We start from the raw sequence: 24,418 nt of genomic DNA on the forward strand, positions 1-24,418 counted from the left end.
CCTCGGATCCAGCGGGGATCAGCAGAGGAGGGCTCCGGCGCGGGCGGCACGCCGGCGCAGGGCCCAAGCGGCGCCGGCGGCGGCCGCCAGGACACCGCCGCCGAGCGCCGCGGTCTGGGCGGTGGAACCGGTCTCCTGGGCCACGCCGGTGTCGGCCCCGCCCTCGGGCATCGCACCCATCTGGGTGGCGGTCAGGGTGCCGCAGGCGGCCGGCAGGGTCGCGGCCGCGGGCAGCGCCGGGTCCAGGTCGGACATCTTCTCGGCAGCCGCGGCCGGCATCTTCGCCGGGTCCACACCGTGGACCACGACGACCGCGGTGCCGTGCTTCAGGGCCTCGGCGGTCGGGGCGTCCAGCTCGAAGGTCCGCTCGTAGGAGTAGGCGGATCCGCCCGGGAAGCGCTCCACGGCGAGACCGGAGTCGGGGCTGGTGTCGCCCTCGGTGGTCAGCGAGGTGCCGATCATGCCGTAGGAGGGGTGGCCCTCGGTGGTGTTGACCACACCGTCGCCGTCGGTGTCCGCCTCGGGGCCGGGGCAGGTGCCCTGGCCGTGGATGTGGATGTGCTGGGCGTGCGGGAACGGGCCGTCCATGAACGTCTCGGCCGCGCCGGAGACGTTCATCGTGACGGTGGCCTCGGTGCCGTGGACGTCGACCATGACGTCGCCGGTGGTGCCGGAGCCGTTCAGGGAGTTCAGCGTGGCCTGGCTGGACCACATGTCGCCCTCGTGGGCGGTGGCGGGGGCCGCCGCCATGGTGAGCGCGCCGAGGGCCAGGGTGGGGACTGTGAGGAGCAGGGACTTGCGCATCGGATTCTCTCCTGTGTCGTACCGGGGGGTCGTGCCGTGTGCACACGTTCGGTGTGTGCACGGTCAGTTCGGTGCCGGACGGGCCCCGGACGGGTGGGAGGAGAAAAAATCTTCCGGAGCCCCGGAAGGGGCCGCAGACCCGTCCGCCGCCGGTCCCGCGACGAACAGCAGTCATGGAGACGACAAGTGTGTCGATGGCATCACATCGACCCGGTGTGGCAAGGTGCAATGCGACACTGCTCCCGTCCGGGACCCGGGCGAGGTGCTGCTCTCCGAGTGAACAGCGAGATCGTGTGAGCGAAGGACCGACCGGCCGGCGCCGCGGAACCGGCGCCTCGGTTCCCGTCCCCGGGCGGACCGAGGAACACGCAGAGCTGTTGCGGCGCGTGGTGGGAGGTGACGAGCACGCCTTCGCCCAGCTGTACGATGCGACGTCGTCCACGCTCTACGGCCTCGTGCTGCGCCTGGTCCGCTCCCCGGAGCTGGCCGCCGAGGTGGTCCAGGAGGTCTACCTCATGGCCTGGCAGCAGGCCGAGCGCTTCGACGCCGCCCGGGGCACGGTCCTGGCCTGGCTGTGCACGATGGCCCACCGCCGCGCGGTGGACCGGATCCGGCAGAACCAGCGGGAGCGGGACCGGGACCAGCAGTACGAGGTCCGGCAGGCCGAGACCCCGTCCGACTCCACCTGGAGCGAGGTGGAGCAGTCCCTGGACTCCGAGGAGGTGCGGGCCGAGCTCGGCGGGCTCAGCCCGCTCCAGCGGGAGGCCGTCTGCCTGGTGTACTACCGGGGGTACAGTCACCGCCAGGTCGCGGAGCACCTGGACGTACCGCTGGGCACGGCGAAGGCCAGGATCCGCGACGGGCTCAACCATCTGAGATCGGCACTGGGGGTGCGGCAGTGAAGGACATCCAGGGGGACGACCGCGCCGGCGGCGTCCACGCCGACGCGGCGCTCTACGCCGTGGACGCCCTCGAGGCCGGGGAACGGGCCGCGTTCGAGCTGCATCTGCGCGCCTGTGCGGACTGCCAGGAGGAGGTGGCCGCGTTCGGGGAGGTCGGGGCGCACCTGGCGTCCGCCGCCGCCGTGCCGCCGCCCCCGGCGCTGCGCGAGGACGTCCTGGCCGCCGTGCGCGGGACGCGGCAGGAGCGGCGGCCGGAGACGCAGCAGGATACGCCGGCGGACTGGGACGGGGCGGCGCCCGTGTCCCTGGCGGAGCGGCGCCGCGCCCGCCCGCACCGCCGGTGGCTGGCCGCCGCCGCGGCCGCCGTGCTCCTGCCCGGCGCCGCCTTGGGCGGCTGGGCCGTCGGCACGCAGACCGAGCAGCGCGAGCGGCAGCTCGTGGCCCAGGAGCAGGACCGGCAGAACCGGCTGCTGGGCGCCCCGGACGTGACCACCCGCCAGCTCGAGGTCGACGGCCGGCCGGCCACCCTGGTGGTCTCGGCGCAGGAGGACGCGGCGCTGTTCGTCGCCTCCGACCTCGCCGGGCCGGGGGAGGGCCGGGAGTACCAGCTGTGGCTCGTGCAGGACGAGACCCCGGTCCCGGACGTGCGCTTCGGCGGCGGCGAGGTGCAGGTGTGGCTGGACGGCGACGTCGACCGCGCCGGGGCGGTGGCCATGACCGTGGAGCCCGCGGGCGGCTCCGAGACGCCCACCCTGCCCGTGCTGGCCGCGACCGAGATCTGAGCACCGGCCCTGCCACAATGAGGCCATGACCGAGGCAGATCCTTCCGGCGACGTCGCCGGCAACGGCGCCGACCGGGTCAGCGGCAACGACGACGACGCGCCGCCCCCGGAGCCGCGCAGCCCGCGCGAGCCCGGGCTGACGCGGGCGGCCCCGGCCCGGCCGTCATGAGCTCCCGGTCCGCCCGGGGGCACCGGCACCCCCTGCGGTGGGTGCTGTCCCGGGACCTGGTCCACGACTGGCTGCGCTCGTTCCGCACCAGCCGCAGCGCCCTGTACTTCCGGATCCGGAACCGCTTCTCGGACGCGCCCGTGCGGGGGGACGCGCCCGTCGTCGTGAGCCTCACGTCCTACGGCAGCCGGATCCGCGCGGTGCACCTGGCCGTCGAGTCGATCGCGCACGGCACCGTGCGCCCGCAGCGGCTGGTCCTGTGGCTGCGGGAGGCCGACGTCGTGGCCGACCCGCCCGCGCCGCTGGCGCGGCTGGTGCGCCGGGGCCTCGAGCTGAGGTGCACCGAGGACTGGGGCCCCCACCAGAAGTACTATCCCTACGTCCGGTCCCGGGCGCGGCACGAGCTGCCGCTGGTCATCGCGGACGACGACGTCCTCTACGGCGCGACGTGGCTCGCGGAGCTGCTCGCGGTCCACGCGAGGCACCCCCGCGACGTGGTCGCCCACCGCACCCACCGCATCCGCGTCGACGGGGGACGGATCCTGCCCTACGCGACGTGGTCCCCCGGCGCCCCGGCGGAGGCGTCCGTCCGCACCTTCGCCACGGGCACCTCCGGGGTGCTCTATCCGCCGCACCTGCTCGACGCCCTCCGGGAGCTCGGCAGCGCGTTCACCGCGTGCGCGCCGATGGCCGACGACGTGTGGCTGCACGCCGTCGCGCTGCGCCACGGGACCGGGATCCGGCCCGTGGGGGACGGCCGCACCGCCTACCGGCCCATTCCCCGGACCCTCTTCCGGGGCCTCAGCACTCGCAATGTCCTGCGCGGAGGCAACGACATGCAGATCGCAGCCACGTATTCGGCCTCGGACGTGGAAGAGTTGGAGCGTGCACGGGCGGCCGAGGGCCCCTGAGCACGTGGACGGGCGGTTCCCCCTCCTCCCGACCACCGGCCGTCCCCCCACGGCCGTTGTCCGCGCTCCCCTCCCCCCAGGAGTTCCCATGCCGAACGACTACCGCCGCCCGGACCCACAGGGCTGCGTCGCCGCCGACGTGCCGTCCCGCGCAGCAGGGCACTCGATCGTCTTCGACTCGCCGGCCGAGCTGGCCGCCTACACCCGCCACGACCGCCTGGCCGGCGCGGGCCCCCTGCTGCTCGCCCGCCGCGCCGGCTACCACCCGGACGGCCCGTGGCCGTGCTCGGCGCTCGAGTCCGCCCAGAACGTCCTGGCCACCCGGGCGCGCACCATGATCGAGATCGAGCTGCGCACCACGGTGGACGGCCGGTGCGTGGTCCTGCACGAGGCCGTCATGGGGCACGGGAGCACCGGTGCCGGCCCGGTGAGCGAGCAGTCGGCCGACTACGTGCTCAGCCAGCACCTGGTGGACAACTACGGCGAGGTCACCCGGTTCCCGGTCCGGGAGGCCGGCGAGTTCCTCACCTGGGCCGTGCTGGCCGGGGCCGTGCTGTGGCTCGACGTCAAGAACGTGACTCCGGAGGCCGTCGTCGAGCTCGTCCGGACGCACCGGGCCGAGGCCCAGGTGGTGGTCGGCGTGCACGGGCTGACGGAGCTGGCCGTCTACCGCCGGATCGCCCCGGACCTCGTCTACTTCGTCCCGACCCACCCGGACGGGCTGCCCACGGTCGACGACGTCCGGCGGGAGGCGCCCGACCTGCGCCGGGTGATCGGGTTCGCCGGGCACTACGTCCCGGACATGGAGGAGAGCCTGCGGATGCGCAGCTGGAACGTGCCCATGCGGCTCGAGCTGCACCGCTACGACGAGAACCTGCCCGCGGACGCCCTCGACGTGCACTACTACCGCCGCGCGGTCGAGGCCGGCTTCGGGATCCTCTCCACGAGCCACTACCGCGAGGTGGCCGACCTCCTGGGCCTGACCGCGTGGGCGCCGCAGCACGCCTCCGCTCGGGACGACCGGGGAATGACCCGGCACTGACCCGGCATGGGCTCCACGGCAGCGGCAGGGCACGAGCGGGCCCGGGCCCCCCGACCGGGGTGCCCGGGCCCGTCCGTGCCGGGAGGTCAGTCGTCGCCCGGGGCGTCCTCGGGGGCGTCCCCCTCGGCCTGGGAGGGCTTGTTGCCGCCCGGGTCGACGGCCGACCGCACGTCCTGGTCCTGGGGGACGTCCCCCTCGGCCTGCGACGGCTTGTTCTCGGCGGGGTCCGGGGTCGTCTCGCTCATGCCGCTCCTCGTTCGCTCAGCAGGGTGATGGTCCTGGTTCACGCTACGCCGGGCCCGGGGCGCCGACAAGAGGACTCCGCTACCCGTCCCGGCCGGCGCGGACGGCGGCGTAGAGCTGCGCGGGGATCAGCCCGGTCCGGTGGGCGCGCTCGACCGCGGCGAAGCCCTCCTCGGTCTGCTCGTACGGGAAGTGGATGAGGTCCGCCGCGAGCTCCCAGTGGTCGATCATCCCGCCGGCCCACAGCTGGCAGATCGCCCACGGGGTGTCCGCGGAGAAGACGGGCACGTCGGGCACGACGTACTCGCCGGCGGGCACGCGCCAGGCCTCGAGGCTGTCCAGGTCCGCCGCGAGGTCCTCGAGGGTGTCGTAGTGGCCCTCGCGGTCCGGGTCCACGGTGCCGTTCGCGGTGGCCAGCTCGACGTCGTAGCCGCCCTCGGCCGACGCGAACACGGTGGTGGGCCCCGGTTCCCCGCCCACGCCGGCGTCCAGGGGCAGCTGGGACGGCAGCCACTCCCAGCCGTCGCCGAGCTGGTCCATCTCCAGGTCCCGGTAGGCCACCCAGCCGCGGGCGACGAGCAGCTCGTGGGCGTCGTCGTCCCACGTGCCCTGCGCGGCGCCCTCGATGTCGACGGTGCGGCCGCCGGCCGCGGCGTGGAACTCCCGCCGCTGCTGCTTCTTCTTGGCGGCGGCCTTCTTGCGGGGCTTGCTCTTGGGCACGGATCCTCCTGACGGGCGGGAACGGGCGCGGCGGCGGTCCCTCGGACTCCCCATGATCGCGCATCCGGGACGATCCGGGGACGCCGGTACCGCTGCGCGGCGCTGCCGCCCGCGCACGGAACGGAGCCGGGCCCCGGAGCGCTCGCCGGTCAGCCGCGCGCCGCCGCGCGGAACTGCGCCGGTGACAGCCCGAACTCCTGCTTGAAGACCCGGGAGAAGTGCGCCGCGTCGGGGAAGCCCCACGCCGCCCCGATGCGGGACACCGGGCGGTGGGCGTGGGCCGGGTCCAGCAGCGCCCGGCGGCACTGCTGGAGGCGCCGGTGCCGGATCCAGGCCGACAGGGTGTGCTCCTCGTCCTGGAAGACCTCGTGCAGGCGCCGGACCGAGAGGAACAGGTGCGCGGCGACCATCGGCGGGCCGAGCTCCGGGTCGGCGAGACGGTCCTCCACGAAGGTCCGCGCCGCGGTGCGCAGGGCCTCGGTCCCTCCAGCGGCGTGCTCGCCGACCCGGTCACCGGCCTGCTCGTCGGCCCGCTCGGCGAGCAGCGCGCCCACCAGGTCCACGGCGGAGCGTCCCAGGTGCCCGGCGGAGCGGCCGGTCAGCACGTGCATCCGGTCGGCGAGCCCGCCCAGGAAGTCCGCCGCGAGCGCGCCCACGCCCTCGTCGCCCGGGAGTCGGGTCGCGGTCGCGGTCCCCACCGCCCGCCGCGGCAGCTCGAGCCCGGACCCCGGGAGCATGAGCACCAGGAGCCGGGCCTCCTGGGGGAACTCCAGCCGGTAGGGGCGGTCGGTGTCGTAGAGGACCATGTCCCCGGGGCGCAGTGCGGCGGTGCGCCCGTCCTGCTCGACCGTGCAGGTGCCGCCGAGCTGCAGCCCGAACTTCACCGCGCCCCCGGACGCGCCGGGCGGCACGTCGTGCTCGACGACGTGCCGCGTGGCGCGGATGTGGCTCACCCCGACGTGCTCGGCCGGCCGGTGGTCGATCCGCGCGCGGAAGCTCACGCGTTCGGTGGTGTTCACCTCCAGCGGCACGAAGACCGCGGAGGCCAGCCGGGCGAAGTCGGTGGCCGAGGTGGCGAGCAGCGGGTGTTGCCGGGGACGACCGTCCCGCTCCGCCACTCCTGCCGACACCGCCCGGGTCCTCTCGTCCGATGATCCCTGTGGGCTACATCATGGTGCGGAGCGGGCTGCTTGTCGATGTGCCCGTTCCGGGCGGCGCCGTCCGGAACGGGGTCACACGGAGATGACCTTCGGGACGCCGAGCGCCTTGAGGCCCTCCACGCCGAACTCCACGCCGTGCCCGGAGTTCTTGATCCCGCCGAAGGGCATGCGGGGGTCGACGGCACCGTGCTTGTTGATCCACACCGTGCCCGCCTGGATCCGGACGGCGACCTCGCGGGCCGCCGCGACGTCGGAGCTCCACACCGAGGCGCCGAGGCCCACGTCGAGGCGGTTGGCCATGCGCACGGCGTCGTCCACGGAGGAGTACTTCACGATCGGCAGGGCGGGGCCGAACTGCTCCTCGGTCACCAGGGGGTTGTCGTCGTCGAGGTCGGCCACGAGCGTCGTCGGGTAGAAGTGGCCCGGCAGGCTCTCGTCCGGGTCCCCGCCGATGAGCACCCGGCCGCCGCCGGACCGGGCCTTCTCGACGAGGTCCGCGACGATCTCGTACTGCGCGCGGTTCTGCAGCGGGCCGAGCACGTTGCGCTCGTCGCGCCCCTGGCCCATCGGCATGGCCGCGGCCACCTCGGTCAGGGCCTCGCACACGGCGTCGTAGACGTCCTCGTGGACGTAGAGGCGCTTGAGGGCGGCGCAGGTCTGGCCCGTGTTGATGAACGCGCCCCAGAACAGGCCCTCGGCGATGGCCTGCGGATCGGCGTCCGGGAGCACGATGCCCGCGTCGTTGCCGCCGAGCTCCAGGGTCAGGCGGGTGAGCGAGTCCGCGGCCGAGCGCATGATCGCCCGTCCCGTGGCCGTCGACCCGGTGAACATCAGCTTGTCCACGCCCGCGTGCTGGGACAGCGCCGCCCCGACCTCCCGGCCGCCCGCCACCGCGGTGACCAGGCCCTCGGGGAGCACCTGGTTCAGGACGTGCACCAGGCCCAGGACGGACAGCGGCGTGTACTCGGAGGGCTTGGCCACCACGGTGTTGCCCATCCGCAGGGCGGGGGCGATCTGCCAGACGGAGATCATCATCGGCCAGTTCCAGGGGCTGATGGCCCCGACGACGCCGATGGGGTCGTAGTGCAGCACCGCGTGGCCGGACTCGTCGTCGACGATCGTCTCGGGCTCCAGCGGCAGGGACGCCGTCGCGCGCAGCCAGGCCACGGCGCCGCCGACCTCGAACAGGGCGTTGGGGCCGTTCTGCACCGGTTTGCCCTGCTCCCGGGAGAGCAGTTCGGCGAGCGCGGGGGCGTTGGCCTCGACGGCGTCGGCGGCCCGCTGCAGCAGGGCGCACCGCTCGGCGTCCGGGACGGCGGCCCACTCGGCCTGCTTCGCGCGGGCACGGGTCAGCGCCTGCTCCAGGTCCTCGACCGTGGACTCGTGCACGCGGCCGACCAGCTCCCCGGTGGCCGGGTCGAGGATCTCGCGGCCGTCCGGGTCGGTGATCGCGGCGAGCAGCTCCTCGTAGCTCAGCGTGGGCGGGGCCGGGGAGGCGGCGGGGGAGGTGGTCGCGGTGTCGGTGGTCACGGTGTGCTCCTTCGGTGGGGCGGATCGGTGCTGCTCCCATCGTGACCCAGGACACAGCCCGGGGTCTTGTCCGTGAGGGCCGGGTCCTTGACGCAGAGCGCGGGATGTCCGCCGGGATCGCCGCGCTCCCGGTCAAGGAGTCCGCGCGCCCGGACAACCCGCCCCGGTGTGGTCGCGGTCACACTGATCCCATGAGCACATCTCCCCTGAGCGCACCCTCCCCGGGCACGCCGGTCACGACCTACCTCGTCGTGGGCGCCGGCACCGCCGGCAGCATCCTGACCCGCCGCCTCCTGGACGCCGGGCACGAGGTGATCCTCCTCGAGGCCGGCGCCCAGGACCGCAACCCGGCCATCCACCTGGTCTCCCGGCTGGGCGAGCTGTGGCACTCCCCGGAGGACTGGGACTACTTCACCGTGCCCCAGAAGCATGCCGACGGCCGGGTGATCCACTGGCCGCGCGGCCGCGTGCTCGGGGGCTCCCACGCGCTCAACGCCACCATCTGGGTGCGCGGGGCGGCGCAGGACTACGACGCCTGGGCCGCGGACGGCTGCCCCGGCTGGTCCTGGGAGGACGTGCTGCCGTGGTTCAGGGCGGTCGAGAGCTACGTCCCGCCCGCCGGTGCGGTGCCGGACGGGAGCCGCGGCACGGACGGTCCCGTTCCCGCGGTGCAGGACTATCCGCTCAACCCGATCTTCGAGTCCATCATCGAGGCCGCCGAGCACGTGGGCGTGCCGTACAACGCGGACTACAACGCCGGCACCCTCGACGGCGTCTCCCAGCAGCAGGTCAACGTCCGGGACGGCCGGCGCTTCAACACCTGGATGGCGTACGTGAGGCCCGTGCAGGACGACCCGCGCCTGACCCTGCGCACCGGGGTCCTCCTGCAGAAGGTCCTCGTCGAGGACGGCCGGGCGGTCGGCGTCGCCGTCGTGCCCCTCGACGACCCGGACGGCACGCCCGAGGAGATCCGCGCTGACGAGGTGGTCCTGTGCGCCGGGGCGCTCGACTCCCCCAAGATCCTCCTGCGCTCCGGCATCGGCCCGGCGGGGCACCTGACCGACGTCGGCGTCCCCGTGGTCCACGACCTGCCCGGGGTGGGGGAGAACCTCCACGACCACCTGCTGGCCCCGGTCATCGCGGAGGCCACGACGCGGACGATCGAGCACCCCGAGTCCGACTGGTCCGTCACCCAGACCCACCTGTTCTGGCGCTCCCGCCCGGACCTGGACGCGCCGGACACCCAGCCCATCCACTTCTCGGTCCCGATGTACGACGAGCAGATGACCGGCCCGGCCAACGCGTTCACCCTGCACTCGGGGCTGGTCCGCCCCCACTCCCGCGGAACGCTGCGCCTGACCGGGCCGCGGGTCTCCGACCCCGTGGAGCTGGACCCGAACATCTTCGACGACCCGCGCGACCGCGAGGCCCTGCTGGCGTCCTTCCGCCAGGCCCGCGCCATGGTGGCCGCCCCGCCGCTGGCGGAGGACTGGGGTGCCGCGGAGCTCTACCCCGGCCCGGAGGTGCGCACCGAGGAGGAGGAGATCGCCTACATCAACCGGTTCGTGACCACCTATCACCACCAGGTCGGCACGTGCCGCATGGGCACCGGCCCGGACGCGGTGGTCTCCCCCGAGGACCTGCGCGTGCACGGGATCGACGGCCTGCGGGTCGTGGACGCCTCGGTCATGCCGCGGGTCCCCAGCGGGAACACGAACGCGCCCACGGCGATGATCGCGGAGCGCGCCGCGGCCCTCATCACCGGTGGGCGGACCACGGGGCCTGTCGAGGAGGTGGTCGGCACCTCGAGGTGAGGGCCGCCGGTCCGGGCCGGCGCCTCCCGCGGGGCCACCCCGGCTAGTCTGGCCGGGACCGTCCGCCCGCCCCGACCGCGAAGGATGCCCTCCCCATGACCTCTCCCCGGACCGACCCCTCGACGACCGGCCCCGTGCGCTACGCGGTGGTCGGCCTCGGCCAGATCTCCCAGCAGGCGTTCCTGCCCGCCATGGCCCGGGCCGGCAGCTCCGTGCTGGCGGCCCTGGTCACCGGCACCCCCGACAAGGCGCGGGAGCTCGCGGCCGAGTACGGCGTGCCCGCGTACTCCTACGAGGACTATCCGGCACTGCTGGCCTCCGGGGACGTGGACGCGGTCTACGTGGCCACGCCCGTGTTCCGGCACCGCGAGTTCGCCGAGCCGGCCCTCGAGGCGGGCGTGCACGTGCTGGTGGAGAAGCCGATGGAGACGTCCTCGGCGGACTGCCGGGCGATGATCGAGGCCGCCGCGCGCGGCGGGGCGCGGCTGATGGTCGCCTACCGGCTGCACCACGAGCCGGGCACGCTCGAGCTGCTCACCCGGGTCCGGGACGAGGGGCTGGTGGGCGACCCCCGCCTGTTCACCGCCGTCTTCACCCAGGACATCGACGAGGCCAACCACCGCGGGCACTCCGGCTACTGGGGCGGGCCCATCCCGGACATGGGCAGCTACCCCCTCAACGCGGTGCGCCACCTCTTCGCGGCCGAGCCCCTCGAGGTCCACGCCATGGGCGTGCGGACCCCCGGGCGCGGCTTCGACTTCGACGACACCGTGGCCGTGACGCTGCGCTTCCCCGGGCAGCGGCTGGCGCAGTTCACCATCAGCTACGCGGGGGAGGCCACCGAGCAGCTCACCGTGGTGGGCACCGAGGGCGCGGTCGCGGCGCAGCCGTGCTTCGGCTTCGGCCCCGAGGTGGGCATCAGCTGGACCGTGACCCGGGACGGGCGCAGCGAGACCCGTGCCCACGACCCGGTGGAGCAGTTCGCGGGCCAGACCCAGTACTTCTCGGAGTGCATCCTCGCCGGCGCCGACCCCGAGGCCGGCGGGGAGGAGGGGCTCATGGACATCCGGGTGCACGAGGCGGTGCTCGCGTCCCTCGAGACGGGCCGGGCCGTGCGCCTGGAGCCCGCCGCCCGCGCGGTGCGCCCCACCGCGGACCAGGCCCGGTCCCTGCCTCCCGTGGCGGAGCCCGGCGACGAGGAGCTGGTGGCCCAGGTCCCGCAGAACGGCTGAGCCGCGGCGGGCCGATCGGCTCCCGGGCTTGTCCCGCGTCCCGTCCGGGCGTAGCTTGCGGACATGGTCAGCACCAGCACGGACGTGGTCCGGAGGCTCTTCGCCGCCTACCTCGCGCAGGACGAGGCGGCGGCCCGGGAGCTCGTCGGGGACGGGTTCCGGTTCACCTCCCCGCAGGACGACCACATCGACCGGGCCGCGTACTTCGAGCGGTGCTTTCCCACGGCGCAGCGCGTCAGCCGGCAGGACCTGCTCCAGGTGGTCGAGGCGGAGCCCGGTCTCGTGCTCGTCCGCTACGAGTACGAGCTCCGGGCCGGGGGCACCTTCCGGAACATGGAGGCGATCACCGTGCGGGACGGGCAGGTCGTGGAGGCCCAGGTCTATTTCGGCGGGCCGCCGCGACCGTAGACTCCGAGGACCATCCGACGCCCAGGAGGCTCGACATGAAGCACTACCTGCTCAGCATCGAACAGCCCGACGGCGGACCGGCGGCCCCGGAGATCCTCGCACCCGTGATGCAGGACGTCGCCGCGTTCAACGAGGAGCTCCGTGCGGCCGGGGCCTGGGTCTTCGCCGGTGGTCTGGACCGGGCGGAGGCCTCCGTCGTCGTGCGCTTCCACGGCGACGACGTGGTGACCACGGACGGCCCGTACGAGCGCGAGGACGAGCACGCCGGGGGGATCTGCATCGTGGCCGCCCCGGACTACGACGGCGCCATCGAGTGGGGCCGGAAGCTGGCGCAGGCGACCACTCTCCCCGTGGAGGTGAGGGAGTTCCAGGGCGAGCCGCAGGAGCACCTGGCGTAGCCGCTGGGCGGGGCGGCGCCCGAGCCCCCGGATCCCGCAGACCCGGCCCGCCCGGGGAGGATCGGCCCGGGCGAACGGTGGGCCGATCTCCGGGTGGCCGGTGGAGCTCACCGGCCGATCTGCTCGGCCTGCGCCTCCCACGCGGCGTGGGCGTCCCGCAGTCCGGCCGGCCGGCGGGTCTCCCGCAGGGCGCGGAGCGCGGCGTTGCGCTCGCGCGCCAGGGCGTCGGCCGCCGCCCGGGCCAGGGCGTCCTCGCGGATCTGGGCGCGCACGGCGGTGATGGTGCCCATGATGGTCTCGACGGCCTGGGAGCCGCCCGCCAGGTACGCGGCCCGGACCTCGCGGTCCGGGTGGTAGAGGAACTGCTCGTCGGTCTGGCCGCGGTGGGTGTCGAACTCCTCGTCGGTGAGCTCCGAGATCATGGCGGCGACCCGGTCCAGGCGCGCCTCGACCTCCCCGTGCAGGGGCGTCCGGGCGGACGCGTCCCGGACGCACCACAGCGACTGGCCGTGCCGCCGGAGCCGGGTCGCGTCCCAGTCCGCGTGCGGGACCTCGGCCAGCCGGGCGGCGATGAAGGACGCGTCCCCGTGCCGCTGCTGCGGCGGCAGGGTGCGGAGCTGCCACTGGATCCAGGCCGTGCGCATGTCCTCCACGGCGCACCGCCGGGCCTGCTCGGCGGTCCTCGTGACCGACCTCCCGCTGCTCCTCCCCGGGTGCCTCGCGGTGGCCCTGCAGGCCGTCCGCGCACCGGGCCGCGCGGGGCTCCGCGGCGTGGCCCGCAACCACGCCTGCGCGCGCTCCACCAGGGAGCGGGCGAGCGCCCGCAGCAGCACGCCGAGCAGCCACAGGGCGGCCGCGGCCAGCAGGAGGAGAAGGATGGTGCCCAGGTTGACGAGGACGAACGAGACCACGGACAGGACGACCGCCCCGGCGACCAGGAGAACGATCCCGGAGACGTCGTTGTTCTCGGTGTTCTGCATGGCGGATCCTCCCGAACCCTCACACCACTGGACATCCACTCTAGCCGCCGGGACGGCATCTGTGACCGGTCCCACAGGAAACTCCCGGATCTCGGGGCGGTCGCGCAGGGTTCGACGGCGGGGTCCGGTGGCACGGTCCGCCCCCGATACCCTGGACCCATGCGATCCGCCGTGCTGTCCGTGTCCGCCGCCGTCCTGCTCCTCGTCGCCGGCTGCGCAGGAGGGAGTTCGGGGCAGGACGACCTGCTCCGGGCGCACGGGCTCGAGGGCGCGAGCACGCAGGAGGTCGTCGAGCAGCTCGACCGCACGCACGAGGACCGCGAGGCCGGTCTCGCCGGCTCGGTGACCTACGACGAGGTGGTCCTGGACGACGGCACCTCCGAGACGGTCCTGCCCATGCCGGAGGACCGCTTCTACCTCGCGGTCGCCCCGTGGACCACCACCACCCACGAGTGCTTCCACCACAGCCTCTCCGGCTGCCAGGGCGAGCTCGTGGGCGAGGACTTCGACGTGCGGATCGCCGACGACTCCGGGGCCGTGCTCGTGGACGACACCGTGACCAGCTACGAGAACGGCTTCGTGGGCTTCTGGCTGCCCAAGGACATCACCGGAACGCTCGAGATCAGCTCGGAGCGGGGCCGGGCGGTCGAGGAGTTCTCGACCGCCCGGGAGGATCCGACCTGCCTCACCACCGCGCAGCTGACCTGAACCCGTCCGGAGGAAAGGCACCCGCATGAGTCTCAGCATGGCCGTGACCGCCCAGGCGGTCCGGTTGCGGGCGCGCCTGCAGCCGTGGACCCCGGTGGAGCGGCTGCACGGGCGCCGGTACCCGGAGCCGGCCAGGATCCCCGCGGACCTGCGGCGCTCGCACGCCGTGGAGCGCACCGAGGTGGCCGGGCGACCGCTGCTGCGCCTGACCCCGCGCGCCGGGGCGGACGGGTCCCACCTGATCTACCTGCACGGCGGGGCCTTCGTGAACCCCCTGCTGCCCGCGCACTGGTGGATCGTGCGCGAGCTCGTGAAGGACACCGGCACCACGGTCACGGTCCCGCTGTACCGACTGGCCCCGGAGGGGCACGTGGACGAGGGCTACGACTTCCTCGCCGCGGCCTGGGCCGACCTCGTGGCCCGGCCCGCCACGGAGCGGATCGTGGTCGCGGGGGACTCCGCCGGCGGGTGCCTGGCGATCGGGCTGGCCATGCGCCTGCGGGACGCCGGTCAGCGGCTGCCCGACCACGTGGTGGGGTTCTCCCCGGCGGTGGACGTCTCCGCCACCCACCCGGCCGTGCGGGAGATCGACCCGCACGACCCCATGCTGAGCACCGACCGGGTGGTGCCCATGGCCGCGGCCTGGGCGCGGGACCGCGAGCTCACCGATCCGCTGGTCAGCCCGCTCTACGGGGACGTGGCCGGGCTGCCGCCGGTGCACGTGGTCCAGGGCGGCAAGGACATCCTGGCCGCCGACGCCCTGGCCTTCGCCCGGGACCTGGCGCGGGCGGGCAACGCGGGGAAGCTGCTCTACGAGCCCGGGGCCTTCCACGTCTACGTGGGCGCCTGGTGGACGCCGGAGGCCCGGCGGGCGGTCCGGCACGTGCGCTCCCTGCTCCGGGAGCCCGGCCCGGCGGTAGAGTAGTTCCCCGGACCTGGCGCACATCCGTGCAGTCGGCCGGGAGGGCGGTGGCTGTGCCCGGCGAGAAGCCGGAACGGCTGTGACGAGGCGCCGTGGACACCCTGCACGTCCGGGGGCCGTGGAGTCTTCTCGGGGGCCGCGCAGGGTCGGAAGGGATTTCCCGTGAATGCTGAGCTGTCGGCTCCGGAGCTGACCACAGTTCTCACCCGCCTGCACGGAATGCTCCTGGAGTCCGCGGCGGCCACCGCCGCGGTGGCGCAGCTGGCCGAGGTCGCCAGGGACCTGATCCCGATGGCCACCGGGGCCGGCGTCACCCTGGTCGACCAGCACGGGCAGCCGAGGAGCACCGCGGCCACCGACCCGGCCGTGGAGGCCCTGGACCGTCTCCAGTACGAGCTGGGGGAAGGTCCCTGTCTGGCGGCCTGGGACACCGTGAGCTTGCAGCGTGTGGACGACACCACCACCGAGACCCGGTGGCCGATGTGGGCGAAGGCGGCGGTCGCCACCGGGTTGGGCTCGGTGCTCAGCACCCCGCTGGTCTTCCAGGGGCGAGAGGTCGGAGCGGTCAAGGTCTATGCCGGAGAGCCCCACGCGTTCACCGAGCACGAGGAGCACCTGCTGGGGCTGTTGGCCGGGGCCGCGGCCACCCTGTTGGGCGCGGCCCAGGACAGGGGGGCCCTCGACCGGCTGTCGACCTCCTTGGAGAGCACGCTGGCCGACCGGCAGACGATCCAGCTCGCGGTGGGGATGCTCATGGAACGCCATCAGCTGACCCGGGCGGAGGCCCACGCCCGGCTCCAAGCCGAGACCCACCGGCGTGGCATCCCCGCGGTCTTCATCGCAGCGCGCGTGGTGGGCCACGCCGACGACCCGCGCCTGTAGCAGGCACCGGAATAGCTCAGGACCCCAGACCGTTCCGTTTTTGGTGATACATCAACCAAAAGGAGGCGCGGGAATGCAGGTCGTGGTCATCGGGGCGGGGCAGGCCGGGCTGTCCGCGGCCCACCACCTGCGGCGCCGGGGTCTGGCCCCGGAGGACGACTTCGTGGTCCTCGACGCCAACCCCGGTCCCGGTGGCGCGTGGCGGCACCGCTGGCCCTCGCTCACCTTCGGCGGCGCGCACGGGATCCACGACCTGCCGGGACTGCCCCTCGGGGTGCCGGACCCGGCCGAGCCGGCCTCCGCCGTCGTCGCCCGCTACTACGGCGAGTACGAACGCCGCTTCGGGCTGCCGGTCCACCGGCCCGTCGCGGTGCGCCGCGTCGAGGGGGAGTCCGGCGACGGGCCGCTCGACGTGGTGACGGACGCCGGCACCTGGCGGACCGAGCTGGTGATCAACGGCACCGGCACCTGGGACCGCCCCCACTGGCCGTACTACCCCGGCCGGGAGTCCTTCCGGGGGCGGCAGCTGCACACCCACGACTTCCGCTCGGCGGAGGAGTTCCGGGGCCGGCACGTGGTGGTCGTGGGCGGCGGCACCTCGGCCGTGCAGTTCCTGCTCCAGCTCGCCGCGGCGGGCGCGACCACCACGTGGACCACCCGCCGGCCCCCGCGCTTCACGGACCGGGAGTTCGATCCCGACTGGGGGCGGGACGTCGAGCGCCGGGTCGACGAGCGGACCCGGGCGGGGCTTCCGCCGGCCAGCGTGGTCTCGGCCACCGGTCTGCCCCTCACCCCGGAGTACCGTGCCGGGATCGAGAGCGGGATCCTCGTCCCGGCCGGGCCGCTGCGGGCGGTGACGCCCGCCGGCATCCGGCTCACCGACGACCGGGAGGTGCGGGCGGACGCCATCCTGTGGGCCACCGGCTTCCGTCCGGCCCTGGACCACCTGGCGCCCCTGGGGCTGCGCGAGGCCGGCGGCGGCATCCGGATGGACGGGGTGCGGGTGCTCCGCGATCCGCGGGTGCTGCTGGTCGGCTACGGCGCCTCGGCCTCGACCCTCGGTGCCACCCGCGCGGGACGGGCGGCCGCCCGCGAGGCGGTGCGGCTGCTGTCCGCGGCTCCGGACGGGAAGCAGCGGGCCGCAGCACGTGTTGTCACTGTCAGCACCTGATCCGAAACTCCGGGAGGGACCGTCATGGTCCGCATCGGCATCATCCTCGGCAGCACCCGGCCGAACCGCAACGGCGGGGACGTGGCCCGCTGGGTTCTTGCCCACGCCTCCGGGCGCGGCGACGCAGAGTTCGTGCTCCTCGACCTGCGCGAGCACCCCCTGCCGCACTTCGACGAGCCGGTGCCGCCCTCGGCAGGTCAGTACCAGAACGAGCACACCAAGCGGTGGGCGGCCACGATCGATCGCTTCGACGGCTTCGTGGTGGTCACCCCCGAGTACAACCACGGCGTGCCCGGGGTGCTGAAGAACGCCTTCGACTATCTCTACGCCGAGTGGAACAACAAGGCCGTGGGCTTCGTCTCCTACGGCACCGCCGGCGGCGTGCGCGCCGTGGAGCAGCTGCGGCAGGTGGCCGGGGAGCTGCAGCTGGCCGACGTGCGCCAACAGGTGTCGCTGTCCCTGCGGACCGACTTCGAGCACTACCGCACGTTCACCCCGGCCGAGCACCACCGGCGTTCGCTGGCCACGATGCTGGACCAGGTCGTGGCCTGGTCCGCCGCCCTCGCGCCGCTGCGCGCCCCGGCGGAGGGCGCCGGCTGAGCAGGGCGTCGTCGTAGTCTGGGGACACTGCGCCGACGCGGCGCAGTTCATCCCGACGAAGGAGCACCCCCGTGAGCGAGCAGCCCACCTCCAGCCCGGACCCCATCGAGGACGCCGCCTCCAACGACGACGCCGACATGACCACCGAGATGACCCCGGTCCCGCACGAGCACGGGGACGCGAAGAACGAGGAGTCCGAGCAGCAGGACTGAGTCCGTCCCGCTGGGCTCAGGCGGCCGTGCCGAAGAGCGAGGCGCGGAGAGCGGACAGGGGCGGCGCGTGCTCGGCCAGCTCCTGGAGGTAGCCGAGGTCGTCCAGGTCGCCCAGGGCGGCCGTGAGCTCCTCGCAGCTGAGCTGGGCGTTCTCGGCGACGGCCGCGAGGGCGGGGGCCTCCACGGCCGTGACGTGCTCGGCGAGGGCGTCGAGGACGACCACGGCGTCGACGCTGACGTGCTCGTCGTGGATGGCCTCGGCCAGGAGCCGCTCGGCGGCGTAGACCGGGGCGGCGAACATGTGGGGAACTGGGGTGTGCATCGGTGACATCACTGCCGGAACACTACTCCGCGTTCATCGGAGTTCGCTGGGATCCGGTGCCGAGGCGGCTCAGCGGGAGACCGGCAGGTCCGTGGTGCGGCGCTCACCGCGGGCCCGGCAGCGCCCGCGGAGCCCGCGGCCGAGGAGCAGCAGGAGCGCGACGACGACGACGGGCGCGACCACCCACGGCTGCTCCAGCCACGCCCAGACGACCGCCATGCCCACGGTGCCGTAGACGACGCCCCAGATGAGGGTGCCGACGAGCATCGCGGGGATCCAGCGGCGCAGGGGCATGCCCGTGACGGCAGTGGTGAGGATGACGGCGGTCTGCAGGCCCACGGTCAGGAAGCAGGCCGGGACGGCCAGGACGCCCCAGCGGTGCACCAGCCGCTGGGCCCGCCGGTAGACCGCGGTGTCCATGAGCCTGCGGATGCGCTCCGAGCGCCGGCTCCCGCCGGTGGCGGCGGCGCGGCCCAGGGCGAAGACGGTGGTGGTGCGCACGATGGCCCCGGCCCAGAAGAACAGGATCGCGGCCCCGAGGGGGAGGGACTCCAGCCAGGCCTGCACCCGTCCAGTGTAGGGAGCGGGCCCGACATGTGCTGACGACAGGGTGTCGCTGCGGGCAGGGCGGCTCGGGCGGGACGGCGCCGCCCTCCGGTCCCGCCGCCCCGCCCGGGGGTACTCTCGCGGTACGCCCGGCCCGGCGCGGAGCCGGCGCCCCGATCGAGGAGGACGCATGAGCGTGGAGATCGACGAGCACGGGACCGTGACCGCCGGCGGCCGTCCCGTGGACTACGCGACGGCCTACGCCTGGTGCGTGGACTCGCCCGAGACGATCACCGAGCTCGTCCAGGACACGAAGGCGTTCGCCACGGTGATCGCCGCCGCCGAGCAGGCCGGGGCCGAGGAGCAGGCCGAGGCCGTCCGGCAGGCCTTCGCCGCCGGGGTGCCCCGGGAGCCCGGGGCCTCCTGGGCCGCGGCGGCGGCGAGGGAACCGGCGGCCGAGGAGCCGGTCACCGAGGAGCCGGTCGCCGAGGAGCCCGCCGACGAGGCCGTCACCGAGGAGCTGCCGCCGGTGCAGGACGACCCGGCGCCGACCCGGTCCGCCGAGGAGTCCTAGGCCGGCCGCGGACCGGGGCCGCGGCTCAGCCCAGGGCCAGCTTCACGGCGAGGGCGAGCATCACCACGCCGATGACCAGGTCCACCACCCGCCAGGTGCGCGGGCTGCTGAGCACCCCGGACAGCGCCCGGGCCCCGTAGCCCAGGGCGGAGAACCACACGAGGCTGCCCGCCACGGCCCCGCCGGCGAAGACCCACCGGGCGTCGGGACCGTGCTGGTTGGCGAGGCTGCCCAGCAGCACCACGGTGTCGAGGTAGACGTGCGGGTTCAGATAGGTCAGGGCCAGGGTGGTGGCGATCACCGAGCCGCGGGACCGCGGGGCCTCCGCGGCCAGGGACGACGGCGTCAGGGCCGAGCGGAAGGACCGCACGGCCCACCACGTCAGATAGGCGGCGCCGCCCCAGCGGAGCACGACCAGGGCCTCGGGGAACCGGGAGACCAGCGCACCGATCCCGGCCGTGCCGCCGAGGATCAGCACCGCGTCGCTGACCGCGCACAGCGCCACCACCACGCCCACGTGCTCGCGGCGGATGCCCTGCCGCAGCACGAACGCGTTCTGCGCGCCGAGGGCGACGATCAGTGCCAGCCCGCTCATCAACCCGGTGCCCCAGATGCTCCACATGACCTCGACGGTAGCCAGCGCGCCAGATGCAGACAAACGAAAGATTCCACGAGTTCGTAAGCTGTGCTTCATGAACCTGGAGCACCTGCGCGCCCTGACCGCGATCGTCGACGAGGGCACCTTCGAGGCGGCCGCGGACGCCCTGCACATCAGCCCCTCCGCGGTCAGCCAGCGGATCAAGGCCCTGGAGGCCTCTGTGGGACAGGTCGTGCTGCGCCGCGGGGTGCCCTGCACGCCCACGGAGGCCGGAGCCGTGCTGCTGCGCACCGCCCGCCAGGTGCAGGTCCTCGAGGCGGAGGCCCTGCACGCCCTGGGTGACGGGGTCTCGTCCCGGACGGTGACCCCGGTGGCCGTCAACGCCGACTCCCTGGCCACCTGGTTCGTGCCCGTCCTGCAGGAGGCCGCCGGCTGGTCGGACACCACCCTGGACCTGCACGTGGAGGACCAGGACCACAGCAGCCGGCTCCTGCGCCAGGGGGACGTGATCGGTGCCGTCACGGGGGACCCCGCCCCCGTCAGCGGGTGCCGGCTCGAGCGGCTGGGCTTCATGCGCTACGTCCCCGTCGCCGCCCCCGCCCTGCGCCGGCGGTTCGGCACCGGGGCGGGGGCCGACTGGGCGGACATGCCCGTGCTCCGGTTCAACGCCAAGGACGACCTGCAGCTGCACGCCCTGCGGACCCGCGGCGTCGACCGGTCCCCGCCCACCCACACCGTCCCGTCCGCCGAGGGGTTCCTCGCCGCCGTGCGGGCCGGCCTGGGCTGGGGGATGCTCCCGGAGCTGCAGCTGGGCACGGAGCTCGCCGACGGGTCCCTGGAGCTGCTCGAGGACCACGCGCACCACGACGTCGCCCTCTACTGGCAGAGCTGGGCGCTGGACTCCGAGCGGCTGCACCGCATCACCGAGTGCGTCCGCCGGGTCGGCCGGGCGCACCTGCGCAGCACGGCGCAGGACGGCCCTGGGGCCGGTCCGCCGATCTAGGCGGCCCGGCCCGTGGGCCGGGTGCGGCCGCAGGCTCGGACCCGGCGGTCCGATCCCCCGTCGGCCCTCACCATGATCCCGGCGCGGCGGCCGGCCATGGCGCTCGTCGTGTGCGGGGAACCGGCCGGCGCTGTTCCTATGCGAAGCGCGTGGTGGTGATGGAGGTGTGGGTCCGGAGCAGGCCGAAGGTGATGGCCACCGCGGCCAGGGCCAGGGCCATGCCGAGGCCCAGGGTGATGAAGTAGGTGGGGCTGGGCCAGGTGATGGAGTAGTCGTCGCTGAGGCCGGTGACGACCAGCCAGGCCACGAAGAATCCCAGGCCGGCGGAGAGCAGCAGCACCGACAGCAGCGGCACGGCGGCCTCGCGGACGATGATTCCGCGCAGCGCGGAGACGGGCATGCCCATCAACCGCATCAGTCCCAGTGCGCGCCGCCGGTCGATGATCGCGCCTGCAGTGGCGATGGCCAGTGAGATTCCGGCGATGGTCACGGCGAGGAACGTCCCGAGGTAGGCCAGCACAGCCAGGCCGTGCACCAGCCGGGTCGTGCCCGAGGTGGTGGCGTCGGCCCGTGAGCCGGCGGGCTGGGCTGTGACGCCGGAGGTGTTCAGGGTCGTGCGAGCCCGGTCGATCGCCTCGAAGGACCCGTCGGTGCTCACGACCACTGACACGGGCACCAGCCCGTGCAGATCCTCCACGGGGGCGGACCGGGACGGGAGTGGTCCGCTGTTGTAGGGCGCCAGGAATTCGGGGTCCACGGCGATCATCGAGTCGGCGGGCACGCGGTCGAGTCCCAGGGCGGGAGCAGCAGAGCGCGGGAAGTAGATCTCCACGACCATCCCGGTGTCCAGCGCCTCGGTGGCGTAGCCGACTGCGATGTCCTGCACCCCGGTCAGCCCTCGAAGGTCCTCGAGGAGCTGGGCCACCGGCACTGGCTGGTCCTCGGTCTCCAAGGTGGTCACCAGGCTGGTCGATGCCAGCACCCCGGGCTGGTCCTCGGGTGCGGTGGCCGAGGCAACGGCGCTGGAGGCCCCGGCGAAGACGGAGACCATGAACACGGCCACGACCAGTCCCGAGACTGCGCGGAAGGTCGCCACCGGGGTGTGGCGGATCCGGCTGGCGGCGATCACCGCGGCCGCGCTGGAGGCCCGAGCCAGGCCGATCCGGCTCACCAGCAAGGTGAGCCAGGGGCCGATGAGGACCAGCCCCACCGCAGTCAGGGCGAATCCGCCGACCAGCAGCAGATCGACGATGGCATAGCTCCACTGCGTCTCGGTGCCGACCAGGGCAGCAGCGGTGGCCATCGCCACCAGCCCGGCGGCCAGGGGCAGTGCGCGCACAGCGGTGGGGGTGGGTTCCGGGCGTGCTCGGGCCGCCCCGAGCGGCCCGATTCCGGCGCGGGCGGTTCCCCAGGCGGCCGCTGCGGTGGCGGCGACCACGACCAGAACGATCACCAGCAGGGCCGAGATCGGTCCGGTCACGAGGTCTTGGGCGTAGAACCTGTTCCCGTTGACCGGAATCCGAGCTGCTCCAGGGCGCAGGAGACTGGCGATCACAGCCCCCAGTACAGCGCCGAGAAGGCTGGGGACGGCTGTTTCGACGGCGGCGACGCCGGCCACCGTGCGAGGGGCGGCCCCGATCAGCCGCAGGACCGCGAAGCGCTCAGTCCGCTGGGCCGCGCCCAGCCGGGTGCTGGTGCTGATCAGCAGCAGTACGGGGAAGAGCACCGCGATCCCGCCCAGGGCCATCAAAGTGCGGTAGGTGGCGGCGTTGTCCCCGTAGGGGTTGGTGGTGAAGTCGGTGACCAGGGAGACCAGCTGTCCTTGACGGAGCTGTTCCTCGGTGGCTCCGGTGATCACCACCAGCGAATCCGGTCCGGCCAGGGCGCTGTCGTCGATGGTGCCGGCGTAGGTGCCGTAGCGGTCCCCGAGCTGATCGGCCGGGGTGGACTCGATGAGCTGCTGCAGGGCCGGGGAAGCGTAGTAGGTGCCGGGCTCCGGGGCGGCGGCGATGCCGGGGATCGCCACGGTGGAGTCCCCGGCGGCGGCGATGTCGCGGCGCTGGACGAGCCGGTCCCGGAAGAAGTCGTCGGCACGGCCGAGCAGGACGGTGTCCGCGGTCAGCGGGATCTGCTCGGGGTCCCCGGCCGGCGTCATCCCGTCGGCTTCCACCGCCATGGTGGCTGCGGGTTCACCCTCGGTGCGCAGCCACGCGGCGCGCTGATCACGATCGGTCAGCCCCTGGGCGGCCCCCCACAGCAGCAGGATCAGGCACACCCCGATCGCCACCCCGCCGGCGATCCCGGCCAGCCGTCCCGCAGAAGAGCGCGCACCGGCCAGGGCGAGCCGGGCGATCACCGGGTTCATGCCGCGGCCCCCCGATCGGTCCCGCCCGCGGGCTCGTGGACGAGCACGGCCTGACCGGTGGTGATCGTGCCGTCGCGCACGATGACCTCCCGGTCGGCGTAGGCGGCCGTGCGCGGGTCGTGGGTGATCATCACCACCGTGGTCCCGGTCTCGCGCACCAGCTCGAGCATCAGTTCCAGCACGGTCTCCGAGGCCAGGGAGTCCAGGGACCCGGTGGGCTCGTCGGCGAACAGCACCGCCGGTGCGCCCACCATGGCCCGGGCGATCGCCACCCGCTGGGCCTGACCCCCGGAGAGCTCGCCGGGATGCTTCTCGCCCTGTCCAGCCAGGCCCAGCCGTGCCAGCAGCTCGGTGGCTGCCGATCTCGCGGCACGGCGCCGGGTGCCGGCCAGCAGCAGCGGGATGGTGACGTTGTCCACCGCACTGAGCTCGGGCAGCAGCTGCCCGTACTGGAAGACGAAGCCGAACTCGCGCAGCCGCAGTCCCGAGCGCGCCGCCTCGTCCAGGGCGCTGAGCACCACCGGTGCCCTCCCGGCGCCCGGGCGGGTGTAGGTCACGGTGCCCCGGTCCGGGGCCAGCACCCCGGCCATGCAGTGCAGCAGCGTCGACTTCCCCGACCCGGAGGGCCCCATCACGGCCAGCACCTCCCCGGGGGCCACATCCAGGTCGATCCCGCGCAGGGCCGGAGTCGCACCGAAGTCCTTGCGCACCTGGCGCACCGACAGCAGGGCCGCCGGGGAGGGCGGAACGGCAGAGGCGGCGGGGGCGGAGGTGGGATTCATGCGGTCAACAGCTCCTTCTTCAGCTGGGTCAGGCGGGCGCCGGTGAGCTCGATCCAGCGCAGATCGGCCTCGATGTGGAAGAGCCCGTGGTCGCACATCAGCACCTGCAGCAGATCCCCCTCGCGCTTGAGGCGGGTCAGCTCCCGCATCCGGGTCATGTGCTCGGCGCGCTGGGCGTCCAGCAGGCGTTGGGCGTCGTCGTCGACGAGCAGGGCGACCACGGTCTTGGCGAACAGCTCGCTCTGCAGGGTCGGGGCGGGCACCTCGGGGGTGAACAGCCACTGCTGGACCCTGGCGCGTCCGGCCTCGGTGATCTCGTACTTCTTCCGGTCGGGACCCGCCCCCGGCTCCTCGCCCAGGGCTCGGATGAGCTCGTCGCGGATCATCCGGGCCAGGGTGGAGTACACCTGGCCGAAGGCCAGCGGTTTCTGCGAGCCGAAGTACCGGTCGTAGGAGTGCTTGAGGTCGTACCCGTAGCTGGGCTCCCGCCGCAGCAGCCCCAGCAGGGTGAGCGCATTGTTCATGCTCCTATCTATACACCCGATGTCTACACGGAGTGAAGAGGCATTGCCGTGACGCGACGGGTGTGTCGCGTCGGCGGCCATGCTGACCGGCATGCCCACCCCGTCCCGCCGAGA

The 24,418-nt window shown here is 74.0% G+C and carries 29 protein-coding genes; 17 read left to right on the forward strand and 12 right to left on the reverse strand.

What is annotated here, in order from left to right; genetic code table 11:
- Nucleotides 1–18 precede the first annotated feature (18 nt).
- The gene (locus ACFU0Y_RS05630) at nt 19–804 is read right to left on the reverse strand and encodes a hypothetical protein (RefSeq protein WP_380213471.1); all 786 of its coding nucleotides are present in this window, start codon (nt 802–804) and stop codon (nt 19–21) included.
- Between the two features lie 293 nt (nt 805–1,097).
- Between ACFU0Y_RS05630 and sigK the strand changes: the two genes are divergently transcribed.
- The 5 genes from sigK to ACFU0Y_RS05655 all read left to right on the forward strand — a co-directional run bounded on the left by sigK (nt 1,098) and on the right by ACFU0Y_RS05655 (nt 4,610).
- Nucleotides 1,098–1,706: an ECF RNA polymerase sigma factor SigK gene (sigK, locus tag ACFU0Y_RS05635; RefSeq protein WP_380213472.1), complete on the forward strand. Its 609-nt coding sequence runs from the start codon at nt 1,098–1,100 to the stop codon at nt 1,704–1,706.
- The gene (locus tag ACFU0Y_RS05640; protein ID WP_380213473.1) at nt 1,703–2,488 is read left to right on the forward strand and encodes an anti-sigma factor domain-containing protein; all 786 of its coding nucleotides are present in this window, start codon (nt 1,703–1,705) and stop codon (nt 2,486–2,488) included. Before sigK ends, ACFU0Y_RS05640 begins: the two co-directional genes overlap by 4 nt.
- Before the next feature lie 25 nt (nt 2,489–2,513).
- Nucleotides 2,514–2,657, forward strand: a complete 144-nt coding sequence (locus tag ACFU0Y_RS05645) for a hypothetical protein (protein WP_380213474.1) — start codon at nt 2,514–2,516, stop codon at nt 2,655–2,657.
- On the forward strand, nt 2,654–3,568 hold the full coding sequence (locus ACFU0Y_RS05650) for a hypothetical protein (protein ID WP_380213475.1): 915 nt from the start codon (nt 2,654–2,656) through the stop codon (nt 3,566–3,568). Before ACFU0Y_RS05645 ends, ACFU0Y_RS05650 begins: the two co-directional genes overlap by 4 nt.
- An 88-nt stretch (nt 3,569–3,656) precedes the next feature.
- Nucleotides 3,657–4,610 (forward strand): hypothetical protein, encoded by a 954-nt coding sequence (locus ACFU0Y_RS05655; protein ID WP_380213476.1) that lies wholly within the window; start codon nt 3,657–3,659, stop codon nt 4,608–4,610.
- Between the two features lie 86 nt (nt 4,611–4,696).
- Here the strand turns inward: ACFU0Y_RS05655 and ACFU0Y_RS05660 are convergent, their stop codons facing one another.
- The 4 genes from ACFU0Y_RS05660 to ACFU0Y_RS05675 form a co-directional block, all read right to left on the reverse strand.
- Nucleotides 4,697–4,855 carry a hypothetical protein gene (locus ACFU0Y_RS05660; protein WP_380213477.1) on the reverse strand — a complete coding sequence of 53 codons (159 nt, stop codon included), beginning with the start codon at nt 4,853–4,855 and terminating at the stop codon, nt 4,697–4,699.
- A gap of 79 nt (nt 4,856–4,934) precedes the next feature.
- Nucleotides 4,935–5,573, reverse strand: a complete 639-nt coding sequence (locus ACFU0Y_RS05665) for a hypothetical protein (protein ID WP_380213478.1) — start codon at nt 5,571–5,573, stop codon at nt 4,935–4,937.
- Between the two features lie 149 nt (nt 5,574–5,722).
- Nucleotides 5,723–6,703, reverse strand: coding sequence for a helix-turn-helix domain-containing protein (locus ACFU0Y_RS05670; RefSeq protein ID WP_380213479.1), 981 nt, complete (start codon nt 6,701–6,703; stop codon nt 5,723–5,725).
- Nucleotides 6,704–6,805: 102 nt separating this feature from the next.
- A complete protein-coding gene (locus ACFU0Y_RS05675) occupies nt 6,806–8,209 on the reverse strand; it encodes an aldehyde dehydrogenase family protein (protein ID WP_380213505.1) in 1,404 nt (467 codons plus the stop codon).
- Nucleotides 8,210–8,454: 245 nt separating this feature from the next.
- On the opposite strand from ACFU0Y_RS05675, the gene ACFU0Y_RS05680 reads away from it, so the two are divergent.
- From ACFU0Y_RS05680 to ACFU0Y_RS05695, 4 genes are all read left to right on the forward strand, one after another.
- A complete protein-coding gene (locus tag ACFU0Y_RS05680; protein WP_380213480.1) occupies nt 8,455–10,077 on the forward strand; it encodes a GMC family oxidoreductase in 1,623 nt (540 codons plus the stop codon).
- Between the two features lie 95 nt (nt 10,078–10,172).
- Complete coding sequence (locus ACFU0Y_RS05685) at nt 10,173–11,309, forward strand: Gfo/Idh/MocA family protein (RefSeq protein ID WP_380213481.1); 1,137 nt, start codon at nt 10,173–10,175, stop codon at nt 11,307–11,309.
- Between the two features lie 63 nt (nt 11,310–11,372).
- Nucleotides 11,373–11,717 carry a nuclear transport factor 2 family protein gene (locus tag ACFU0Y_RS05690; RefSeq protein ID WP_380213482.1) on the forward strand — a complete coding sequence of 115 codons (345 nt, stop codon included), beginning with the start codon at nt 11,373–11,375 and terminating at the stop codon, nt 11,715–11,717.
- Between the two features lie 35 nt (nt 11,718–11,752).
- Nucleotides 11,753–12,115, forward strand: coding sequence for a YciI family protein (locus tag ACFU0Y_RS05695; RefSeq protein WP_380213483.1), 363 nt, complete (start codon nt 11,753–11,755; stop codon nt 12,113–12,115).
- A gap of 107 nt (nt 12,116–12,222) precedes the next feature.
- Here ACFU0Y_RS05695 and ACFU0Y_RS05700 read toward each other — a convergent pair whose 3' ends face one another.
- Nucleotides 12,223–13,095: a hypothetical protein gene (locus tag ACFU0Y_RS05700; RefSeq protein ID WP_380213484.1), complete on the reverse strand. Its 873-nt coding sequence runs from the start codon at nt 13,093–13,095 to the stop codon at nt 12,223–12,225.
- A gap of 159 nt (nt 13,096–13,254) precedes the next feature.
- On the opposite strand from ACFU0Y_RS05700, the gene ACFU0Y_RS05705 reads away from it, so the two are divergent.
- The 6 genes from ACFU0Y_RS05705 (at nt 13,255) to ACFU0Y_RS05730 (ending at nt 17,590) form a co-directional block, all read left to right on the forward strand.
- On the forward strand, nt 13,255–13,803 hold the full coding sequence (locus ACFU0Y_RS05705; protein WP_380213485.1) for a CueP family metal-binding protein: 549 nt from the start codon (nt 13,255–13,257) through the stop codon (nt 13,801–13,803).
- Between the two features lie 25 nt (nt 13,804–13,828).
- Entirely contained in the window at nt 13,829–14,728 is a 900-nt protein-coding gene (locus tag ACFU0Y_RS05710) for an alpha/beta hydrolase (RefSeq protein ID WP_380213486.1), read from the forward strand.
- A 159-nt stretch (nt 14,729–14,887) separates the two neighbouring features.
- The gene (locus ACFU0Y_RS05715; RefSeq protein ID WP_380213487.1) at nt 14,888–15,607 is read left to right on the forward strand and encodes a GAF and ANTAR domain-containing protein; all 720 of its coding nucleotides are present in this window, start codon (nt 14,888–14,890) and stop codon (nt 15,605–15,607) included.
- A 73-nt stretch (nt 15,608–15,680) separates the two neighbouring features.
- On the forward strand, nt 15,681–16,778 hold the full coding sequence (locus ACFU0Y_RS05720; protein WP_380213488.1) for an FAD-dependent oxidoreductase: 1,098 nt from the start codon (nt 15,681–15,683) through the stop codon (nt 16,776–16,778).
- Nucleotides 16,779–16,802: 24 nt separating this feature from the next.
- Complete coding sequence (locus ACFU0Y_RS05725) at nt 16,803–17,378, forward strand: NADPH-dependent FMN reductase (RefSeq protein ID WP_380213490.1); 576 nt, start codon at nt 16,803–16,805, stop codon at nt 17,376–17,378.
- 71 nt (nt 17,379–17,449) lie between these two features.
- Nucleotides 17,450–17,590 (forward strand): hypothetical protein, encoded by a 141-nt coding sequence (locus ACFU0Y_RS05730; RefSeq protein WP_380213491.1) that lies wholly within the window; start codon nt 17,450–17,452, stop codon nt 17,588–17,590.
- Nucleotides 17,591–17,606: 16 nt separating this feature from the next.
- Here ACFU0Y_RS05730 and ACFU0Y_RS05735 read toward each other — a convergent pair whose 3' ends face one another.
- Nucleotides 17,607–17,891, reverse strand: coding sequence for a hypothetical protein (locus ACFU0Y_RS05735; RefSeq protein WP_380213492.1), 285 nt, complete (start codon nt 17,889–17,891; stop codon nt 17,607–17,609).
- 90 nt (nt 17,892–17,981) lie between these two features.
- Nucleotides 17,982–18,479 carry a DedA family protein gene (locus ACFU0Y_RS05740; RefSeq protein ID WP_380213493.1) on the reverse strand — a complete coding sequence of 166 codons (498 nt, stop codon included), beginning with the start codon at nt 18,477–18,479 and terminating at the stop codon, nt 17,982–17,984.
- Between the two features lie 169 nt (nt 18,480–18,648).
- Between ACFU0Y_RS05740 and ACFU0Y_RS05745 the strand changes: the two genes are divergently transcribed.
- Nucleotides 18,649–19,032 (forward strand): hypothetical protein, encoded by a 384-nt coding sequence (locus ACFU0Y_RS05745; protein ID WP_380213494.1) that lies wholly within the window; start codon nt 18,649–18,651, stop codon nt 19,030–19,032.
- A gap of 25 nt (nt 19,033–19,057) precedes the next feature.
- On the opposite strand, the gene ACFU0Y_RS05750 is transcribed toward ACFU0Y_RS05745, so the two are convergent.
- The gene (locus ACFU0Y_RS05750; RefSeq protein WP_380213495.1) at nt 19,058–19,654 is read right to left on the reverse strand and encodes a LysE/ArgO family amino acid transporter; all 597 of its coding nucleotides are present in this window, start codon (nt 19,652–19,654) and stop codon (nt 19,058–19,060) included.
- Between the two features lie 70 nt (nt 19,655–19,724).
- On the opposite strand from ACFU0Y_RS05750, the gene ACFU0Y_RS05755 reads away from it, so the two are divergent.
- Nucleotides 19,725–20,633 carry a LysR family transcriptional regulator ArgP gene (locus tag ACFU0Y_RS05755; protein WP_380213496.1) on the forward strand — a complete coding sequence of 303 codons (909 nt, stop codon included), beginning with the start codon at nt 19,725–19,727 and terminating at the stop codon, nt 20,631–20,633.
- A 136-nt stretch (nt 20,634–20,769) separates the two neighbouring features.
- Here the strand turns inward: ACFU0Y_RS05755 and ACFU0Y_RS05760 are convergent, their stop codons facing one another.
- From ACFU0Y_RS05760 to ACFU0Y_RS05770, 3 genes are read right to left on the reverse strand one after another with little or no spacing between them, the layout of a single operon-like run.
- A complete protein-coding gene (locus ACFU0Y_RS05760; RefSeq protein ID WP_380213497.1) occupies nt 20,770–22,998 on the reverse strand; it encodes an FtsX-like permease family protein in 2,229 nt (742 codons plus the stop codon).
- Nucleotides 22,995–23,780: an ABC transporter ATP-binding protein gene (locus ACFU0Y_RS05765; protein WP_380213498.1), complete on the reverse strand. Its 786-nt coding sequence runs from the start codon at nt 23,778–23,780 to the stop codon at nt 22,995–22,997. Before ACFU0Y_RS05765 ends, ACFU0Y_RS05760 begins: the two co-directional genes overlap by 4 nt.
- Nucleotides 23,777–24,304: a PadR family transcriptional regulator gene (locus tag ACFU0Y_RS05770; protein ID WP_380213499.1), complete on the reverse strand. Its 528-nt coding sequence runs from the start codon at nt 24,302–24,304 to the stop codon at nt 23,777–23,779. Before ACFU0Y_RS05770 ends, ACFU0Y_RS05765 begins: the two co-directional genes overlap by 4 nt.
- Nucleotides 24,305–24,418: the final 114 nt, after the last annotated feature.

Source organism: Kocuria sp. NPDC057446 (assembly GCF_042802875.1).
Taxonomy (GTDB): domain Bacteria; phylum Actinomycetota; class Actinomycetes; order Actinomycetales; family Micrococcaceae; genus Kocuria.

Bases quoted from the DNA above. Each gene is read 5' to 3' on its own strand.
- ACFU0Y_RS05630 (WP_380213471.1), bottom strand. From the start codon at position 804: ATGCGCAAGTCCCTGCTCCTCACAGTCCCCACCCTGGCCCTCGGCGCG.
- ACFU0Y_RS05645 (WP_380213474.1), top strand. From the start codon at position 2,514: ATGACCGAGGCAGATCCTTCCGGCGACGTCGCCGGCAACGGCGCCGAC.
- ACFU0Y_RS05650 (WP_380213475.1), top strand. From the start codon at position 2,654: ATGAGCTCCCGGTCCGCCCGGGGGCACCGGCACCCCCTGCGGTGGGTG.
- ACFU0Y_RS05655 (WP_380213476.1), top strand. From the start codon at position 3,657: ATGCCGAACGACTACCGCCGCCCGGACCCACAGGGCTGCGTCGCCGCC.
- ACFU0Y_RS05660 (WP_380213477.1), bottom strand. From the start codon at position 4,855: ATGAGCGAGACGACCCCGGACCCCGCCGAGAACAAGCCGTCGCAGGCC.
- ACFU0Y_RS05680 (WP_380213480.1), top strand. From the start codon at position 8,455: ATGAGCACATCTCCCCTGAGCGCACCCTCCCCGGGCACGCCGGTCACG.
- ACFU0Y_RS05685 (WP_380213481.1), top strand. From the start codon at position 10,173: ATGACCTCTCCCCGGACCGACCCCTCGACGACCGGCCCCGTGCGCTAC.
- ACFU0Y_RS05690 (WP_380213482.1), top strand. From the start codon at position 11,373: ATGGTCAGCACCAGCACGGACGTGGTCCGGAGGCTCTTCGCCGCCTAC.
- ACFU0Y_RS05695 (WP_380213483.1), top strand. From the start codon at position 11,753: ATGAAGCACTACCTGCTCAGCATCGAACAGCCCGACGGCGGACCGGCG.
- ACFU0Y_RS05700 (WP_380213484.1), bottom strand. From the start codon at position 13,095: ATGCAGAACACCGAGAACAACGACGTCTCCGGGATCGTTCTCCTGGTC.
- ACFU0Y_RS05705 (WP_380213485.1), top strand. From the start codon at position 13,255: ATGCGATCCGCCGTGCTGTCCGTGTCCGCCGCCGTCCTGCTCCTCGTC.
- ACFU0Y_RS05710 (WP_380213486.1), top strand. From the start codon at position 13,829: ATGAGTCTCAGCATGGCCGTGACCGCCCAGGCGGTCCGGTTGCGGGCG.
- ACFU0Y_RS05720 (WP_380213488.1), top strand. From the start codon at position 15,681: ATGCAGGTCGTGGTCATCGGGGCGGGGCAGGCCGGGCTGTCCGCGGCC.
- ACFU0Y_RS05725 (WP_380213490.1), top strand. From the start codon at position 16,803: ATGGTCCGCATCGGCATCATCCTCGGCAGCACCCGGCCGAACCGCAAC.
- ACFU0Y_RS05735 (WP_380213492.1), bottom strand. From the start codon at position 17,891: ATGTTCGCCGCCCCGGTCTACGCCGCCGAGCGGCTCCTGGCCGAGGCC.
- ACFU0Y_RS05745 (WP_380213494.1), top strand. From the start codon at position 18,649: ATGAGCGTGGAGATCGACGAGCACGGGACCGTGACCGCCGGCGGCCGT.
- ACFU0Y_RS05750 (WP_380213495.1), bottom strand. From the start codon at position 19,654: ATGTGGAGCATCTGGGGCACCGGGTTGATGAGCGGGCTGGCACTGATC.
- ACFU0Y_RS05755 (WP_380213496.1), top strand. From the start codon at position 19,725: ATGAACCTGGAGCACCTGCGCGCCCTGACCGCGATCGTCGACGAGGGC.
- ACFU0Y_RS05760 (WP_380213497.1), bottom strand. From the start codon at position 22,998: ATGAACCCGGTGATCGCCCGGCTCGCCCTGGCCGGTGCGCGCTCTTCT.
- ACFU0Y_RS05765 (WP_380213498.1), bottom strand. From the start codon at position 23,780: ATGAATCCCACCTCCGCCCCCGCCGCCTCTGCCGTTCCGCCCTCCCCG.
- ACFU0Y_RS05770 (WP_380213499.1), bottom strand. From the start codon at position 24,304: ATGAACAATGCGCTCACCCTGCTGGGGCTGCTGCGGCGGGAGCCCAGC.